This is a genomic window from Nitratireductor basaltis, from assembly GCF_000733725.1.
Classification (GTDB): Bacteria; Pseudomonadota; Alphaproteobacteria; order Rhizobiales; family Rhizobiaceae; genus Chelativorans; species Chelativorans basaltis.
Map to the genome: position 1 here is coordinate 614360 of NZ_JMQM01000002.1, position 16328 is coordinate 630687.

Consider the following 16328-nt stretch of genomic DNA (forward strand, 5'->3'; position numbering starts at 1 on the left):
GTGATGTGACCATCACCGAAAAGCCTGAATCGCGACCCCGGTGGGCTGCTGATGGCAGCCGCGTCAGCGCTCGCTTTCAGGCGGCAAGCCCCAATTGATGCCGGGCATCAGGTTGCGCGCTATTGCGATGAATATGAGCAATGCCGGGATTGCAATGAAGCCACCAACCGGTCCCCAAAGCCACAGCCAGAACGCTACGGCCAGGAACACGAGGAACGGGTTCATGGTCATCTGCCTGCCGATCACCGTGGGTGTCACGAACTGCGCTTCGATCGCATTGATGGTCAGGTAGACGAGCGGCGGGAGAAACGCTCCGGCGAATGTGTCGAAGCTCATGAGACCAACGCCGAACAAGATCACCGCCATGATTGCCGGGCCGATATAGATGACGAAGTTCAATATTCCGGCCAATGCACCCCATAGCAGTGCCGAGGGTACGCCGATCATAAGCAGCCCGAGCCCGACAGCGATTGCGAGGCCGATATTGATGAGGGTTATGGCGAGCAGATAACCCGAGACGAGGTCTTCGACCTCACGAAAGATATGGGCGGCACGCCAGCGCAGCCTGCGGTCGATGAAGATTGTCAGGATCGCGGCGCGCGTCTGGTGGCGTGTTGCCACAAAGAAATAGAGGCTTGCAAGAAAGATGAGCAATTGTGCCAGGAGCGTAGGTGCCAGCACTGCGACACTTTCAACGGCTGTTTCCTCGTCGACGTTCACTGTCATGCCTTCACTCGCACCCGTCACGCTCTGCAGTTCCTTTTGCAGATTGCGCACGGTCTCAAGGGGCTCGCGCAGGCTGCTCAATTTGAGCTGGAGTTCGCCCCAGAGCTGAGGAATGCGTTCACTCCATGAGGCCAACGGGGCCACCACGGCTGCGCCGACAACTATGATGATGAAGATGAACAACAGGACCGAAATGGCGGCTGATACGGTTGGCGGCAGCCGCCAGCTTTCGAGCTTGTTCGCCACGGGCCCCATCATCAGTCCAACCACGATGGCCAGGGCGAAGGGAGCGAGCAGGAAACGGCCCGCCTGCAGAATGAAGATGACCGCCAACAGCGCAATGAAGATTATTGCGATTTGGGCGCCGCGTGTCAGTACCAGTTCGAGGTTGGACTTGGGCGGGAGTCTTACAACTGGCGGTTTCTTGCGGGATTGAGCTGGCATGAACGCTTCCATCTAGAGCTACTCATCAACGGCTTCATCTGCAACCGGTTCCAGAAGAGGGAACCAGGGCGAGCGTCAGGCGTTGATGAGGCAGCTTTTCAAAGGAGCTCTTTCATGCCGAACACGACTTCCACCGCGAAATCCTCAGCATCTGAAGCCGCAACCAGCGATGCGCGGACGCGCGACCTTGAGAGCGATATCCAGCGTTTGCGCGATGATATCAGCCAACTGACGGCCCATCTCAAGGAGACCGGCGACAATTCGATCGCTCGGGCAACGGACGCGGCCAAGGCGCAGGTCAATAGCATTGAGCGTGATCTGGAAAACCGGGTGCGCGAAAAGCCTCTCCATGCGCTTGCCATGGCGGCAGGAGCCGGCTTTTTTCTCGCCATGATGTTCCGCCGCTGACGGACACGATCTTATGCTTGCACGACTCCTGACGCTGCTGACTACAGGCGAAGTGTCGATCCTGAAGCGCCGCATCATGGTGTCGTCCATTGCCTATGGGCTGGCGGGCATCTTTGCGATCTTCGGCCTCGTCTTTCTGGTAATGGCAGGCTTCATGTGGACGGCTGAACAAATCGGTCCGATGGCAGCAGCCATCTATTTCGGGATCGGCTTCTTTGCCCTCGTTGTCGTGACGCTGATTGTTTTGCGGATTGCTTCCGCAATGATGCGTCGCGCGCAGCGCCGAAAGCTCGCTGCGGATCGGAACATGGTTGCCGGTGCTTCGGCGATGGCAATGTTGCCGACCCTCATGAGCAAGAAAGGCGGCTTCAGCGCCGCCCTGGTCACGATGGCCGGCTTTGCCGGCTATATGGCATGGCGCGAATATGAGCGGCGCTCCCATAATCGTCGTTAGATCTGCAAGGAGCAGAAAATGAGAGAGAAGCTGTCGGAGAACAAGGCTCGACAGGGCCGCAGGGGCTTTCCCGTGCTGATCGTGCTTATCGCCGCACTGATCCTGGCCGCCATCGCGTGGTGGGGTGCCGAAATCTACGGCGTGGCGATTGACGAATCCCAGCCCGTTGAGACGCCGGCATCGGAAGACACGCCGGTCGGCGCCGAAGTTGATAACGAGGTCGACGCAGAGCTCGATCCTGAACCGAACCAGTAGGAGTTTAACATGAGTGATGCTGTAGAAGTTCTCCAGCCTAAGACGCGTCGTGAGAAGATGAATGTCGGCCTTACGGATGGTGATCGCAAGGAGCTGGCACAGGGGCTGTCCGAGATCCTGGCCAATACCTATCAGCTTCTGATCAAGACCCATGTCTATCACTGGAACGTGGTGGGGCCACTCTTCCACACGATCCATACGCTGACCGAAGAGCAGTACAACGAGCTTTTCGAGGCCACCGACATCATTGCGGAGCGGATACGCGCTCTTGGCCATCATGCCCCCCTGGGCAAAGGCAAGGAGCAGACTGTCACGCTTAACGCCTCAGGCCGCTCGGCACTAGAGATGGTCGAAGACCTCATTTCAGACCATGAAGAAGCAGTGCGGAAGATGCGCGAAGTCGGCACTGCCGCCGATGACAAGGGCGACCTCGTCACTGCAGACATGCTGACCGCGCGTCTGACCTTTCACGAAAAGGCCTTGTGGATGCTGCGTGCCACGATTGCCGACTGAGCAGGTGTTAAAGCGCCTGCCAAGTGCAAACCGCCGGACAAGTCCGGCGGTTTTTTCATTCCTGCTTCGTGTCGGGCACCAAAACGCGCAGCACCTTCGGATGCAGCTTCACGACGATCTCTTCTGAGAGCGGTTCAAGTTCGCCGTCGATCGCACATTTGAACCGTGGATCGAGATAAGGCAGCGTGATCTTCACCTCGGTGGCCTCGTGAATTTCCACCTTGTCATTCCTGCGCCAGCGCCCGATCGCCATATTCGCGAAAAAGAAGAAAAGATCACTGCGGCGTGCCGCTCGCGTCACATAGACGCCGAGCGTTCCCCCGTCGGGTTGATCCGTAAAGGGCAGATGGCCTTCACCATAGAGGTTGTTGGTAACGCTGAGGCTTTGGGTCACGGCCTCAAACCTGGTCTTGTTGGTTTCCACCTTCACCAGAATGTTGTGCGGATGCTTCAGCGTGGTCAGTGCCGCACGCGAGGAGGCGAGAATTTTCCCGATGCGGCCCCGGAATGAGAGCTTCTTGCGCAGGTCTATGAGTTGCGGATGCATTCCGATCGAGAATTGATGCACCAGATATCGGCCATTCATGCTTGCAAGGTCGACCTGCTTGACCTGTCCTTTGGCGAAGGCCTTGATCGCAAGGTCGAGGTCGAGTGGCATGCCCAGGCTGCGTGCGAAAAGATTCATGGTGCCCGCCGGCAGGACCGCCAAGGCTTTCTCGGTGCCGGCAAGTTTTCCTGCGGCCAGTGAAATCGTTCCATCACCCCCACCGGCGATGACCACCTCGACATCCGGCGCCACCGCGGCTTCGTCGATTGCCGAGACGATGTCGCGTCCGGCCACGGCACGAACCTCGATCTCGTGTCCTTCTTCCCGCAACAGCTCCGTAAGGCGGGTGGAAAAGATCTCGATGTCCAGTGAAGAGAGTGTGCCGCCGTCGCGGTTGAGAATAGCCAGAATTTGCATGGCGCTACTTTGTATCGGGTGCAGACGCCACACAATGGGGCATGGAACAATTAGGTTCCCGCGCCGACTCTCCACGATGCACGCACTGCGAAAGTAAGTGGCGGAACTGTTTTCATATGGCCGCGTTGTAGGCAGGTGATGGCCGCGCCGCTGAACGTCACTGCCAAGATCAGAAAGTGGCACGGCCTTTGTACAGATAAACGCTGCACATGGAGACCTATATCATGATCCGTAACCTTTTGGCGACTACCGCGATTGCTACGCTGGTTTCCACCGGCGCATTCGCTCAGACGTCCCAGCCTGCCGACCCGGCTGCCACAACCGCGCCTGCTCAGCAGGAAACGCAGATGACTGTTCGTGCCGAAGGGCACCTCGCCTCCAACCTGATGGGCGAGAATGTGTATAACGGTTCCGGCGATGAAGCCGAGAGCATCGGTGAAGTCAACGATCTGGTGCTTGACCAGGAAGGCAAGGTACAGGCCATCGTCGTTGGCGTAGGCGGCTTCCTCGGCATTGGCCAGAAGGAAGTGGCCCTTGAGTACGACCTCGTTGAATGGGTCGAGCGCGAGGGTGACCGCTTCATGGTTGTTGAAACCACCGCTGACGCATTGAAGGCGCAGGAAGAGTTCGACCGCGCTGCCTATCGTCCGATGCCGGCTGACGCCGATGTCGCAGAGACGAAGCCGGCCACGAAGGAAGACCTGGCAAATGCTCCCCAGCCTGAGGATGCCGAGAATGCGGAAGGTACGGATGGCGAGATGGCTGCCGTTCCGACCGATCGTCCGGAGCAGGCTGAAGAGCAGCAGGCTGCCGACGCCGAGCCAGCTCGCGATGCCGTGAATGATGACGAGCAGATGGCGGAAGCTGACGGTGAGACGGTCACCGGTGACGAAGCTGCTGATGAGGAGATGGCGGGTCGCGATCAGGATCAGTCCGGCGATCTGAATCAGACTGCTGAAGTAGCGGAGCCAACCCAGGACCGCGTCGATCAGGAGGCTGCAGAGGCTGAGCAGGACGCTCAGACCGACGAGACCCAGACCGCTGCGATCGACCGCAACAGCCTTGCTGAGGCTTCCAGCGACCAGATCAGCGCCGATAATCTCATGGGCACGAGCGTCTATGGTGCCAATGAGGAAGATGTCGGCGAGATCGGTGACGTGATCCTTTCGAGCGACGGCCAGGTGGAAGCCATCATCGTTGACGTGGGCGGTTTCCTGGGTCTTGGTGAGAAGGAAGTTGCCATCAGCATGGAGAACCTTGTCTTCATGGCCGATGACGATGGCGAACTCTATCTTTACACCGAGTTCACCGAGGAGCAGCTCGAAGGTCAGCCTGAGTATGATGAAACGAGCTATGCCGAGAAGCGCGAAGAACAGCTGATGCGCATTGAATAATCGGTTACCGACTTAGCCAAGGCAAAGGCCCCGCGCATCCCTGCGTGGGGCTTTTGTTTGTTCTGAGCAGCCCATTGTTTCGTGATCGTGAACAATCCATCGCCGCTTATCGATCTGTACCTCTTGCCACATCCACGCCATGTGATCTGATGAAAATCAGCAACAGGGAGCGTATCAAATGCTCAACCAGATCCAGGGAATACATCACGTGACGTCGATGTCCCGTGACGCGCATACGACAGATCGCTTCTTCACCAGGATTCTTGGCCTTCGCAGGGTCAAGAAGACAGTGAATTTCGATGCTCCAGATATCTATCACCTTTATTATGGAAACAGTTCAGGTCAGCCGGGCAGTGTCATGACCTATTTCCCGTTTCCCAACATCATCAAGGGAGTGCGCGGGACCGGCGAGGTGGGCGAGACCTATTTTGCCGTGCCTGAAGGCGCTCTCGACTTCTGGCAACAACGCCTGCAGGAGGCGGACGCGAACCCGGAACTTGCCACGCGGTTCGATCGGAAGGCACTGACATTCACCGGCGCTGACGGTGATGGCTTCGTCCTCATGGAGCAGGCAGAAGACCCACGCGAAGCATGGCTGGGCGGCGGTGTCGGTGGGGACCAGGCGATACGGGGTTTCCACGGTGCGAAGATGGTGCTTGCCGACGGTACAGCAACCAAGGAGTTGCTCAAGTACATGTCGTTTGAATCAGTGGGCACCGAAGGCGCCGTGGAGCGCTTCGAGCGTCGTGACGGCAACGCTGCCGAAATCATTGACGTGGAGACACGCACTGATCTGCCGCGCTCGCGCGAAGGGGCCGGTTCGGTCCACCACATCGCGTTCGCCGTGGCCGACGATGAGGCGCAGCTCCAGGTCCGCGCGGCACTCGTCGAAGCGGGGATGCGCATAACTCCGGTGATTGATCGCGACTATTTCCATTCGATCTATTTCCGGGCGCCTGGCGGAGTCCTGTTCGAGATTGCCACCAATCAGCCGGGCTTCGCCCGCGATGAAGATCCCGAGCATCTGGGCGAACAGTTGCGCGTTCCCGCCCAGCACGCTCATCTGAAACCTCATCTCGAGAAAGTGCTGCCCGCAATTGGAGACAACTGATGGCCGTCAGCTTCTATGAACATGTCAAGCTCCCCGGCGATGCGGCCGGGGAGACGCTTCTGTTTCTCTTTCACGGCACTGGTGGAGACGAGCGTCAGCTAGTCGCGCTGGGGCAGCAGGTTGTGCCCGGCGCAACGATCATCGCCCCACTTGGGGATGTGAGCGAGCACGGGGCTGCACGCTTCTTCCGGCGTACGGGCGAGGGTGTTTATGACATGGACGATCTGCGCCGCGCAGTCGACAAGATGGGAGCGTTCATCGCGGCGCATATCGGGGAGACGCAGGCCAAACGGGTGCTGGGGCTTGGCTATTCCAATGGTGCGAATATCCTGGCGAGCGTGATTTTCGCGCAGCCGAACATGTTCGATCAGGCGGTGCTGATGCATCCGCTCATTCCGTTCAAGCCCGAGATAGGCGGAAACCTGGCGACGCGCATTCTGCTCACCGCAGGGCGGCGTGACCCGATCTGCCCCCCGGACTTGACCAACCGTCTCGTCAGCTGGCTGGAAGCAGCAGAAGGTGATGTCGTTACGGAATGGCACGAAGGCGGGCATGAACTGCGCGAAAGCGAGGTGGATGCAGCGCGTAGCTTTTTCGCCTCTGCGGCAGGTCAGCAGGAGCCCGCGCCTATCCGGCAGGAAAGCGGGCCTCGGCGCGGACGATATGTCTACTCCATTGAGGGCGACGAAGCCGAACTGACCTACGCGCTCAGCGACGGACGCATGATTATCGACCACACCTATGTGCCACCTGATCTCAGAGAGAAGGGAATCGCACTGAAGCTGGTCGAGCGTGCGGTCGAAGATGCGCGGGAGAGGGGCTTGAAGGTGACGCCCCTTTGCTCCTATGCCGCCGCACAGTTCCGGCGGCACAGGGAATGGCAGGACCTATTGGCCTGAGGAGGCGGCTTTTACGCCGCCTTCCTGATTGGTGCTTCTTCCTGGCTCTCGATGAAGGCGCTGTGCAGCGCCTTCACGGCCTCGTCGCAGTCTTCGCTGCGCACCACGAACTGAACATCAACGCAGCGTCCGGTCTCATGGGACGAGATCGGCTCGATGCCGGCCTTGTCCAGCGCCTGCAGACCTTTCAGCATAACGCCGAGGCCCTTCAGCTCGCGGCCAATGACCGACACGATGCTTGCGCGGCGCGTCGTGATGCGGGCTGAGGGATAACGCTCCTTCAGATCGCGCTCCACGCGACGAACCGCCTTCAGCGGAGCCTCGACGTGGTGGACGATCGAGTTGGCATTGGAGGTCTTGGAGACGATGCGCACACGGTGGCGGGTCAGCATCTCCAGAATGGAAGCGTCATACCCCTTTACGCCCACCATATCCTGTTCGAACAGCTCGAAGGAGGTGATGGGCAGTCCGGTGACCATCTCGACACCGGCTTCGGTTGCAGGCTCCGCATCGATCAGGGTGCCGGGATCATGCGGCTCGAAGGCGTTGGCAACGCGCAGCGGCACGCCGGCCTGACGCAGGGTCTTGGCCGCGTTGGGGTGGATTGCCTCCATGCCCATATTGGACAACTGATCGGCCACGTCATAATTCGTGCGACCGATCTTGCGGACATTGTCTGTGCCCACCAGGCGAGGATCCGCGCTGGAGAGGTGGAACTCCTTGTGAATGATCGCCTCGCGTGCTGCCGTCAGGGCAGCGATGGTTGCGAACGTCACTTCGGAGTAGCCACGGTCAAACTCGCGCATCAGGCCCTCGCGGCACTGGGTATAGCCGGTGACAATGGGCAGTTCCCGTTCGAATTTCACGTCGGCGAAGGCGCGTTCGATCCGCTCATGCAGATCCGGCTGCGTTTCGTCGCGCCAGCCAGTCAGATCGATAAAGCGCGCATTGACGCCGCGACGACGCAGAAGCAGCGTCAGATTGTTGGCGGAATGCGCTTCGCCGAGTGCAGAAAGCATCTCGCGAATGGTCTGCATATGCTCCACGAGCTGGAAATGACCGTAGGAGCACAGACGCTGCAGGTCGATCAGGCAGCCGCGTGCGCCTTCGATGCGCTCGCGAACGAAATCATCCGCAGCATTCCTGTCGCCGGCATCATCGAAGAGTTCGGCATTGATTTCGAGCATGGCACGGCTGACGTTCGAAAGTGAATCCATCCAGCCGTGATCATTGTCGGCATGAGCGAAGAGCGCATAGACACCCGGTTCGCCGGACTTCTTGTGCTCAAGCAGCTTGTCGGTAATGCCGCCGAAGGCCGAGACGACGAAGACACGCTCGTAGAGCTCAGCCCCTTTTCGATTTCCGATCAGGATCGTGTCCAGAAGCTCGCGGGCACGGCTCATCGACGTGCCGCCGATTTTCTCCACCGTGTGATTGCCGCGTTTTTCTTCCGGCGCAGCGCGCATCTGCGCGCCACGCTTCGTCTTGTTCTCATGTGTCATTTTCAGGTCTACAGCCTTTCTGGTTACACCAGGCGCCCCGTCTCGACCTTGACCGGAGTCGGTTCGCCGCGTTCGGCGAGAAAGTCAGGGCGGGGCTTGTTCGCGCCGAACGGCTCGGTGAGCTGGTTCGACATTGCGTTGAACACGAAGAAGGCATTCGAACGCGGGAAAGGGGTAATGTTTCCGTTCGAACCATGCATGGTGTTGCAGTCGAACAGAACGAGAGTACCCGCATTGCCGGTCGCGGTGGTGATGCCGTGGTCCGAGGCAAGCTTCGTAAGAGCCTCCGGGGACGGAACACCCACCTCCTGCTTCTTCAACGAAGATTTGTGGTTGTCTTCCGGGGTTTCGCCGGCACATGCCACAAAGGTCTTGTGAGAGCCGGGCATCAGCATCAGCGGACCGTTGTTTGCATCATTGTCCGTCAGGAGCAGCGAGGCAGAAATGGCGCGCATGCGCGGCATGCCATCTTCCGCATGCCAGGTCTCAAAATCGGAATGCCAGTAGAATTCCTTGCCCGTGAAGCCGGGTTTGTAGTTCAGGCGTGACTGATGAATGTAAACATCATCGCCCAACAGAAAGCTAACGATGCCTGCAAGGCGTCGGTCAGCAGCCAGGCGCATGAAAAGCGGGCTCTGTTCCGGCAGCTTGAAGATGGTACGGACTTCGTCGGAGTCCGGTTCCGTTACAACACTGCCTTCCATGAGGTCACGTTCACCGCCGCGAAGGGCGGCTGACTCGGCTACGAGAGCCTCGACTTCTTCTTTTGTGAAAAGATCCTTCAGTATCAGAAAACCGTCACGATCAAACTGATCCGCCTGCTGGGCGGTAAGCGGCGCATCGGGGCGCCATTGGGACCAGACCACCTTATCCTCGCGCGGCAGCCACTTTTCTTCCTGCAGCCGGCTTGGATAGGGGTCGCTGGTTCGGTCGACCGGATTTGTGATGGCAGACATTTTCGCTTCTCCTTCTTCCTTTGGATTGGAAGGCGCGAGAAGTTTTATCTCACGCCTCTTCGGCCTCGAGTGCGTAGGAGCCGTCTTCCTGGTGAACTTCCTTTCCCGTCACCGGCGGGTTGAACACACAAGCCATGATCATCGGCTTGTCGTTCGCACGCAGGATATGCTTGTCGTGCTGGTCCAGCGCGTACATCACGCCCGGGCGGATCTGATGGATCTCCCCAGTCGCGAGATCCTCAATCGAGCCTGTACCGTCCACGCAATACACGCTCTCAAGATGGTTCTTGTAGTGCATCTCGAGTTCGGCGTTGGCATGGATCGTGGTGATGTGGAAGCTGAAGCCCATATTATCGGACTTCAGGAGCAGACGAACACTGTCCCACCCATCGGAGTGGATATGGCGTTCGGTACCTTTCGCTTCGTTCAGGTCACGTATGATCATCTGAAATCACTCCGCTGCAATCTTGGTGGAACGTGCAATTTCACCAACGGCCTCTTCGAGAATGTCGAGACCACGGGTAAAGGTTCCAATTTCAATGTTGATCGGGCACAGAATTTTCACCACCTCGTCGTGCGCACCCGAGGTTTCGATGATGAGGCCTGCTGCAAAGCAGCGTGCGCAGATCTCGCTGGCAAGCTCGCCAGAGCCCACGTCAATGCCTTGCATCATGCCACGGCCCTTCAGGCGCGCGTCGGGAAGCATGGACGCGATTTCGCCAAGGCGTTTGGTCATCAGGTCGGCGCGCTTGCGGATTTCCGTCTGGAAATCGCTGTCGGCCCAGTACTTCTCCAGAGCGACACGTGCGGTCACGAAGGCATGGTTGTTGCCTCGAAAAGTGCCGTTGTGCTCCGCGGGGCCGAAAATGTCATGCTCCGGCTTGATGAGCAGTGTGGCGAGGGGCAGGCCAAAGCCCGACAGCGATTTCGCCATCGTGATCATGTCCGGCTCCACTCCCATCTCCTCGAAGGAGAAGAAGGAACCGGTACGTCCGCAGCCGGCCTGGATGTCATCCACGATGAACATCGCGCCATGCGCACGGGCGATTTCGGCTACGCGACGCACCCAGTTGCGCGATGCGGCATTGAGGCCACCTTCGCCCTGAACCGTCTCAAGGATGATCGCTGCCGGCGGCTCGATACCGCTGGATGGCTCGGAAAGCATGCGGTTCAGGAAGTCGGCCGTATCGACATCCTTGCCCATCGAGCCTTCGAAGGGCATGCGCGTGACACCGGTCAGCGGAACGCCAGCACCGCCACGGTGATAGCCGTTGCCCGTTGCGGCCAGCGCACCGAGCGTCACGCCATGGAAGCCGTTGGTGAACGAGATCACGTTGGTACGACCTGTCACCTTGCGCGCAAGCTTGAGCGCTGCCTCAACCGCGTTCGCGCCGGTCGGGCCCATGAACATCATTCGATAGTCCATGTTGCGCGGCTTCAGCACGATGCGTTCGAATGCCTCGAGAAACGCTGCCTTTGCGCTCGTATGCATGTCGAGGCCGTGGGTGACGCCGTCATTGGTGATGTAGTCGACCAAAGCCGTCTTCATGTCCGGGTCGTTATGCCCGTAATTGAGCGACGAGCAGCCGGCGAGGAAGTCGATATATTCCTTGCCGTCGGCACCTTTCAGCGTTGCGCCGCTGGCTTTCTCGAAAACAACCGGAAAGCTGCGGCAATAGGAGCGCGCAGCCGATTCCCGGCGTTCAAATACAGCTTTATCGTCCGTCGTAACGGTCGTCATGGTTCTTCCTTTCGGGTTGTTTCGCTGCGGGCGCGCCTGCCTTCAGGCGGCGCTGCGTGCCGCATTCATCAGCGAGATCGTCACCATGTGCTCGGTGGCGTGCTCGCCGTCGAAATGTTCTTCCTTGCGGAAGTAGGGCTCGTCGCTCAGCTTGGCGCCCTGTGAGCGCGCAAAGGAGCGGAACAGCGCCCAACTGGCATCATTGTCGCGGGTGATGGTGGTCTTGATCGTGTCGACCTGGTCGCAGCAGTCGCGTTCAAGCAGCGCGTTCAGCATGCGCTTGGCGACACCATTCCCCTGGGCGCGCTCGTCGACGGCAACCTGCCACACGAAAAGCGTGCTCGGATCATCCGGCATCAGATAGCCCGAGATCCAGCCAAGAATCTCGCCATCGTCCCGTTCGGCAACGACACAGGTATCCGCGAAGTGATCGCACTGCAGGAGGTTGCAGTAGAGGGAATTCTCGTCGAGCGGATGGCAGGAGCGGATGAGATTCCACACGGCAGTGCCGTCCTCGGTGACCGGCGTGCGGAATGAAAATGTCCCGGAATTTTTCCGGACAAGTTTGATCTCACTGGGGCTCATGACTCTCCTCTTCGTTGCGCTTAATATTACGATCAGCGAACCATATTTCAACCGCTGCAGGATAAAAAAGTTCCGACAAGGCCGAAAAAGCCGCTAAACGGCGGGAATTAAAGGCGAAATATCTTTCGCTAATCAAAATAAAGAATTTCTGCTATCAAAAGACCGTGGGCAGCACGATCAGGTGGGCAATGGAAGACCGGACACAAACGACATTGATAGCGCTCCGGCGCATATTGCGGGCGACGGAGCTAAACGCGCGCAGGCTTGCGAAGGCCACGGGGCTGACGACGCCACAGCTGATCGTGTTGGAGATCGTGACCGCAGCCGGGCGCGCAACGCCGAAGGACATCGCAGGCAAGGCGGGAATTGGACAGGCGACGGCGACCTCGCTGGTCGACAAGCTTGAAACAGCGGGGCTTGTAACGCGTACGCGGGGCGAGCGTGACAGGCGCGTGGTCTGGGTGGCCCCAACCGATGCCGGCAAGCAGATGATCGATTCCGCTCCGGATCCCCTGCAGCGCACATTCTCCGACCAGTTCGAGCGGCTGCCGGATTGGGAACAAGCCATGATCGTGGCGGCGCTTGAAAAGGTCGGAGCCATGTTGAATGCCGAGATGATCGACGCATCCCCGCTTCTCGATGTCGGAGCAGTAGACCGGCGTTGATGCCTGGCGATGGTGACGGAAAGGGCGGGTGATGCCGGGAAATCTCCCTTCATGCCTCGCCTTCGCCGCGATTGCTGCTATCCTGAAACCTGACGCATAAACGCGCGCTGAAACGGATCGCAGCCATGGCCGATATGAGCGACAACAAGGCTTCACCAGAGCACGGACCGCTCATGATGCGCCTTGCCCGGATGCGGTTTCTCACGCGCCTCACGATGGTTTTCGAGCGCCTCTGGCCGCTCATGCTCCCTCTAGTGCTCGTCGCAGGCTTGTTTCTGAGCCTTTCCTGGTTCGGCGTGTTTCGTGTCGTGCCGGGCTGGACGAGGGTGATGATCCTTCTGATCCTGGGCCTTTGCCTCGTCGTCTCGTTCTGGCCCTTCCGGCGTCTGAAAAGACCCAGCGAGCCGGAAATCGATCGTCGCATCGAGCTCTCGAACAAGCTGCAACATGCGCCGGCCGCCACGCAGCGAGATCAGCTTGCAGCGGGCGGAGAGGATGCGTTCGCGCAAGCCTTGTGGAAAGAACATCAGGCACGAATGGCGCGGCAACTTTCGCAGATGAAAAGCGATCTGCCGCGGACCCGCGTTCCTGATCGTGATCCGTGGGGCCTGCGGGCCGTGGTTGCCTTGCTTTTCGTGACAGCACTCGCATTTTCCCTCAGCCCGCTGAGCGGCAGCATATCCGACATATTCGGAGGAGAGACCGGCGCTGAGGCTGCATCGGCTCGCGTCGATGCCTGGGTCACGCCCCCTGGCTACACGGGCAAGGCGCCCGTGTTCCTGACGGCCGAGGCGAACCTGCAGGAAAACCGCTTCTCGGTTCCCCAGAACAGCCAGTTGCAGGTGCGTATCAGCGGCGGTGGGGAGGGAACCCAACTGCTCATGCGGGCTGATGAGGGTGACGATCAACTCGTTGCCCCGGATGCAACGGATGAAGGTATCAGCGCGCGACAATATTCGCTGCTACTCACCGAAAATGGCGAGGTGGAACTGAGCGGGGGTGGCGTGGGCGATTTGTCGTGGCATTTCGAGATTGTCCCGGATGCGCCTCCATCGATTTCCTTCACCCAGGAACCGCGTCGCGCGGCCATTGGCGCGCTGGAACTCATCTACGCGATCACCGATGACTATGGCGCTGTCAGTGCACAAGGAATCATGGAGCTTGAAGCGTTCGACCCGAAGGCGCAGGCTTTGTATGAGGCTCCGGAGATTTCGCTGGGTTTGCCACGGCGCAATGCCAAGGACGGAGCGGCCAAGTCATCCATTGACCTGACGGAGCATCCCTGGGCGGGCAAGCGGGTTCGCCTCGTGCTTGAAGCACGCGATGCCGCGGACCAGGCGGGGCGCAGCGAAGCCAAGTCATTTGCGCTGCCGCAGCGTCCCTTTTCCAACCCCGTTTCACGCGCGCTGATCGAACAGCGCCAGATGCTGGCGCTCGATGCGCGCGAGCGTGATCGGGTCGCACGGCTCATGGATGCCGTGCTTTTATGGCCGGAAGAGACGTTCGACGAACCGCGGCATTTCCTTCTTATCTCGGCTGCGCGCTCCAAGCTGGGGATCGCGCGCAATGATGATGCCTTGCGGCAGGTGGTCGACGACCTTTGGGAAATCGCGCTCATCATTGAAGACGGTGATCTCACCGCGGCGGAGAAACGCCTCAGACAGGCGCAGGAAGCGCTGCGGCAAGCGCTCGAAGATGGCGCAAGCAATGAAGAAATCGAACAGTTGATGAGCGAACTGCGCGAAGCCATGCGCGAATTCCTGCGTGAATTCGCCGAGCGCAATCAGCAGCAGAACAACCAGTTCTCCCAGAACCAGAACAGTCAGATGATGACGCAGAATGACCTGGAGCGCATGCTGGACCAGATGGAAGATCTGGCGAAAAACGGTGCACGCGACCAGGCGCAGGACCTTCTTTCGCAGCTGCAGGACATGATGAACAATCTGCAGGCCGGTCGCCCCCAGCAGGGGCAGAACGGTCAGCAGCAGTCACAGATGCGCCAGCAGATGGACCAGCTTGGTGACCTCATGCGGCGCCAGCAGGAGCTCATGAACGAGACCTTCCGCCTCGACCAGCAGCAGCAAGGCAACCGGCAGGGGCAGATGAACCAGCCGGGGCAGCCCGGAGGCGAAGGACAGGAGCAGGGCGAGAACGGGCAGGGCATGTCGCCTGAGGAGCTGGCCGAGGCCTTGCGGGAGTTGCAGCAGGGTCAGGGTCAGCTGCAGCAGGAATTGCAGGGGCTGATGGACGATCTCGAAGGCATGGGCATCCAGCCTGGCGAGGGCTTCGGCGAGGCGGGTGAGGCCATGGGCGAGGCCGAAGGCGCACTTGGCGAAGGTGAAGGTGAGCGCGCTGTCGGTGAGCAGGGGCGTGCACTTGAAGCCATGCGCCGGGGCGCGCAGGACATGATGAACCAGATGCAGCAGGCCATGCAGGGCCAGCAAGGGCAGGGCCAGCAAGGCCGCGCACAAGGCCAGAATGGACAGGATCCGCTGGGGCGGCCGCGCGCAAGCACCGGACCGGATTTCGGGGATTCCGTTGAAGTGCCGGACGAGATCGACAGGCAGCGTGCGCGCGAAATCCTCGACGCCATCCGCAAGCGTCTTGGCGATGCGCTAAGCCCTGAACTGGAAAAGCAGTATCTGGAGCGTCTTCTGGAGCTTCAGTAGTTCAAAGCGGAGGGATTTCCCCCAGTGGAATGAATCCCAGCATCATGCGTCCATTGTTGATGCGCAGTTCCATCGGCTTTTGAGCGAGGCCCATAATCAATGGCCTGACGCCATCGATCTTTTCGGCGAGTTCGGGTGCATTGGCGCTCACCATCTCAAGAATCCTGTCGGCGTCGGTGACGGTGATCGTCAGCATGCCGTTCATGCGACCATCCGCACCGATGCTGATCGGTCCTGATGCCGCGATGCTGGCCGTACTGCCATTCTGGCTCAAAACGAGCTCATCGAGCTGCCATTCCTTGCCTCGAAGGTTTTCAGGCTTTCCGGTCAGAACCGTCTCGCCCTGCTTCAAGGTGGCGGCGAATTGTGCGTCCATGGAGGGTAGAGACACGCCAAGGGCTTGCGTGGCCGCGAGCTGGCGCAGCAGGCCTGCCATCTGCAGGTCACCGTCATGCAGCCTGGCATGAAACTCCCCGAGTTCCGCTGTTGCCAGGACTTCGGAAGGCGTCTCTTCAAGCGCGACAGTCAGCCTGCGCGCTTCGCTTGAGAACCGCTGCGGCAAGGGGTCGGCGATACGAGCGCTGGCACGCAGGACTTCCCAATCGATCGTCAGGGGCGAGCTGACGGGCAATTCGAGTTCTGCTGGACCATCGACCTCACCCACCAGATGTTGCGGCTGGTAGACTTGCGCGGCCGAACGGAAAGCTCCAGCCCTTATCGAAAACCCCTGGCGGACATCCTCATAGAATATGCTGCCGCAATACAGGCCGATACGGAACGGATAGCCACGGGCTTCGGGCTCTTCGCAATGCGCGCGCGTGCCATTTCGGTTGAGCTCGGAGACGGTCTGGTTCGCCTTCGCTTCCAGTTTCCCGGCAAGATAGAACCAGGCGCCGGTATAGGCCGCGATGGCAAGCAGAATTGCTCCTGCGAACCAGATAAACCGGCGAAAGATCCGAGATCCGCCCGCATTCCTTGACGTCATGGTCCTCATCCCGCTACTCGCTCCACATCGCCGGTGCGGCGACATCATGCAACTGGC

At 59.5% G+C, this 16328-nt stretch carries 17 protein-coding genes and 1 pseudogene; 10 read left to right on the forward strand and 8 right to left on the reverse strand.

The window, feature by feature from the left end:
- Positions 1–63: 63 nt before the first annotated feature.
- Positions 64–1170 carry an AI-2E family transporter gene (locus tag EL18_RS15340; RefSeq protein ID WP_036486498.1) on the reverse strand — a complete coding sequence of 369 codons (1107 nt, stop codon included), beginning with the start codon at positions 1168–1170 and terminating at the stop codon, positions 64–66.
- Positions 1171–1284: 114 nt separating this feature from the next.
- On the opposite strand from EL18_RS15340, the gene EL18_RS15345 reads away from it, so the two are divergent.
- The 4 genes from EL18_RS15345 to EL18_RS15360 are packed head-to-tail and all read left to right on the forward strand — an operon-like array spanning position 1285 to position 2800.
- Positions 1285–1578, forward strand: a complete 294-nt coding sequence (locus EL18_RS15345) for an ElaB/YgaM/YqjD family protein (protein WP_036486134.1) — start codon at positions 1285–1287, stop codon at positions 1576–1578.
- A 13-nt stretch (positions 1579–1591) separates the two neighbouring features.
- Positions 1592–2032 (forward strand): hypothetical protein, encoded by a 441-nt coding sequence (locus EL18_RS15350; protein ID WP_051914348.1) that lies wholly within the window; start codon positions 1592–1594, stop codon positions 2030–2032.
- Between the two features lie 18 nt (positions 2033–2050).
- Complete coding sequence (locus EL18_RS15355) at positions 2051–2287, forward strand: hypothetical protein (RefSeq protein WP_051914350.1); 237 nt, start codon at positions 2051–2053, stop codon at positions 2285–2287.
- 9 nt (positions 2288–2296) lie between these two features.
- Positions 2297–2800, forward strand: coding sequence for a Dps family protein (locus EL18_RS15360; RefSeq protein ID WP_036486136.1), 504 nt, complete (start codon positions 2297–2299; stop codon positions 2798–2800).
- 55 nt (positions 2801–2855) lie between these two features.
- Here the strand turns inward: EL18_RS15360 and EL18_RS15365 are convergent, their stop codons facing one another.
- Positions 2856–3764, reverse strand: a complete 909-nt coding sequence (locus EL18_RS15365; protein WP_036486145.1) for a diacylglycerol/lipid kinase family protein — start codon at positions 3762–3764, stop codon at positions 2856–2858.
- A 224-nt stretch (positions 3765–3988) separates the two neighbouring features.
- On the opposite strand from EL18_RS15365, the gene EL18_RS15370 reads away from it, so the two are divergent.
- The 4 genes and pseudogenes from EL18_RS15370 to EL18_RS18315 all read left to right on the forward strand — a co-directional run bounded on the left by EL18_RS15370 (position 3989) and on the right by EL18_RS18315 (position 7168).
- On the forward strand, positions 3989–5158 hold the full coding sequence (locus EL18_RS15370) for a PRC-barrel domain-containing protein (protein ID WP_036486504.1): 1170 nt from the start codon (positions 3989–3991) through the stop codon (positions 5156–5158).
- A gap of 178 nt (positions 5159–5336) precedes the next feature.
- Positions 5337–6269: a VOC family protein gene (locus EL18_RS15375; RefSeq protein ID WP_036486147.1), complete on the forward strand. Its 933-nt coding sequence runs from the start codon at positions 5337–5339 to the stop codon at positions 6267–6269.
- Positions 6269–6877 (forward strand): annotated as a pseudogene (locus EL18_RS15380) (alpha/beta hydrolase); the annotation flags it as partial. The gene EL18_RS15375 and the pseudogene EL18_RS15380, both read left to right, overlap by 1 nt.
- A gap of 21 nt (positions 6878–6898) precedes the next feature.
- Positions 6899–7168 carry a GNAT family N-acetyltransferase gene (locus tag EL18_RS18315; RefSeq protein ID WP_425277159.1) on the forward strand — a complete coding sequence of 90 codons (270 nt, stop codon included), beginning with the start codon at positions 6899–6901 and terminating at the stop codon, positions 7166–7168.
- 11 nt (positions 7169–7179) lie between these two features.
- On the opposite strand, the gene EL18_RS15385 is transcribed toward EL18_RS18315, so the two are convergent.
- The 5 genes from EL18_RS15385 to ectA are packed head-to-tail and all read right to left on the reverse strand — an operon-like array spanning position 7180 to position 11952.
- Positions 7180–8670 carry an aspartate kinase gene (locus EL18_RS15385; RefSeq protein ID WP_081871258.1) on the reverse strand — a complete coding sequence of 497 codons (1491 nt, stop codon included), beginning with the start codon at positions 8668–8670 and terminating at the stop codon, positions 7180–7182.
- Between the two features lie 23 nt (positions 8671–8693).
- Complete coding sequence (gene thpD, locus EL18_RS15390) at positions 8694–9626, reverse strand: ectoine hydroxylase (RefSeq protein ID WP_036486149.1); 933 nt, start codon at positions 9624–9626, stop codon at positions 8694–8696.
- 49 nt (positions 9627–9675) lie between these two features.
- Entirely contained in the window at positions 9676–10071 is a 396-nt protein-coding gene (locus EL18_RS15395; protein ID WP_036486151.1) for an ectoine synthase, read from the reverse strand.
- A 6-nt stretch (positions 10072–10077) separates the two neighbouring features.
- Complete coding sequence (gene ectB, locus EL18_RS15400) at positions 10078–11367, reverse strand: diaminobutyrate--2-oxoglutarate transaminase (RefSeq protein ID WP_036486154.1); 1290 nt, start codon at positions 11365–11367, stop codon at positions 10078–10080.
- 42 nt (positions 11368–11409) lie between these two features.
- Positions 11410–11952: a diaminobutyrate acetyltransferase gene (gene ectA, locus EL18_RS15405; protein ID WP_152553071.1), complete on the reverse strand. Its 543-nt coding sequence runs from the start codon at positions 11950–11952 to the stop codon at positions 11410–11412.
- A 188-nt stretch (positions 11953–12140) separates the two neighbouring features.
- Between ectA and EL18_RS15410 the strand changes: the two genes are divergently transcribed.
- Both EL18_RS15410 and EL18_RS15415 read left to right on the forward strand, forming a co-directional pair.
- Positions 12141–12617: a MarR family winged helix-turn-helix transcriptional regulator gene (locus EL18_RS15410; RefSeq protein WP_036486156.1), complete on the forward strand. Its 477-nt coding sequence runs from the start codon at positions 12141–12143 to the stop codon at positions 12615–12617.
- 125 nt (positions 12618–12742) lie between these two features.
- The gene (locus EL18_RS15415; protein WP_244444616.1) at positions 12743–15286 is read left to right on the forward strand and encodes a TIGR02302 family protein; all 2544 of its coding nucleotides are present in this window, start codon (positions 12743–12745) and stop codon (positions 15284–15286) included.
- Position 15287: 1 nt separating this feature from the next.
- On the opposite strand, the gene EL18_RS15420 is transcribed toward EL18_RS15415, so the two are convergent.
- Positions 15288–16271 (reverse strand): DUF2125 domain-containing protein, encoded by a 984-nt coding sequence (locus EL18_RS15420; RefSeq protein ID WP_051914352.1) that lies wholly within the window; start codon positions 16269–16271, stop codon positions 15288–15290.
- Positions 16272–16328 lie beyond the last annotated feature (57 nt).

Excerpts from the sequence above, each read along its gene's own strand:
- EL18_RS15365 (WP_036486145.1), bottom strand. The coding sequence starts at position 3,764 with ATGCAAATTCTGGCTATTCTCAACCGCGACGGCGGCACACTCTCTTCA.
- EL18_RS15340 (WP_036486498.1), bottom strand. The coding sequence starts at position 1,170 with ATGCCAGCTCAATCCCGCAAGAAACCGCCAGTTGTAAGACTCCCGCCC.
- EL18_RS15350 (WP_051914348.1), top strand. The coding sequence starts at position 1,592 with ATGCTTGCACGACTCCTGACGCTGCTGACTACAGGCGAAGTGTCGATC.
- EL18_RS15415 (WP_244444616.1), top strand. The coding sequence starts at position 12,743 with ATGGCCGATATGAGCGACAACAAGGCTTCACCAGAGCACGGACCGCTC.
- ectB (WP_036486154.1), bottom strand. The coding sequence starts at position 11,367 with ATGACGACCGTTACGACGGACGATAAAGCTGTATTTGAACGCCGGGAA.
- EL18_RS15410 (WP_036486156.1), top strand. The coding sequence starts at position 12,141 with ATGGAAGACCGGACACAAACGACATTGATAGCGCTCCGGCGCATATTG.
- EL18_RS15395 (WP_036486151.1), bottom strand. The coding sequence starts at position 10,071 with ATGATCATACGTGACCTGAACGAAGCGAAAGGTACCGAACGCCATATC.
- EL18_RS15360 (WP_036486136.1), top strand. The coding sequence starts at position 2,297 with ATGAGTGATGCTGTAGAAGTTCTCCAGCCTAAGACGCGTCGTGAGAAG.
- EL18_RS15420 (WP_051914352.1), bottom strand. The coding sequence starts at position 16,271 with ATGACGTCAAGGAATGCGGGCGGATCTCGGATCTTTCGCCGGTTTATC.
- EL18_RS15355 (WP_051914350.1), top strand. The coding sequence starts at position 2,051 with ATGAGAGAGAAGCTGTCGGAGAACAAGGCTCGACAGGGCCGCAGGGGC.
- EL18_RS15385 (WP_081871258.1), bottom strand. The coding sequence starts at position 8,670 with ATGACACATGAGAACAAGACGAAGCGTGGCGCGCAGATGCGCGCTGCG.
- EL18_RS15345 (WP_036486134.1), top strand. The coding sequence starts at position 1,285 with ATGCCGAACACGACTTCCACCGCGAAATCCTCAGCATCTGAAGCCGCA.
- EL18_RS15370 (WP_036486504.1), top strand. The coding sequence starts at position 3,989 with ATGATCCGTAACCTTTTGGCGACTACCGCGATTGCTACGCTGGTTTCC.
- EL18_RS15375 (WP_036486147.1), top strand. The coding sequence starts at position 5,337 with ATGCTCAACCAGATCCAGGGAATACATCACGTGACGTCGATGTCCCGT.
- ectA (WP_152553071.1), bottom strand. The coding sequence starts at position 11,952 with ATGAGCCCCAGTGAGATCAAACTTGTCCGGAAAAATTCCGGGACATTT.
- thpD (WP_036486149.1), bottom strand. The coding sequence starts at position 9,626 with ATGTCTGCCATCACAAATCCGGTCGACCGAACCAGCGACCCCTATCCA.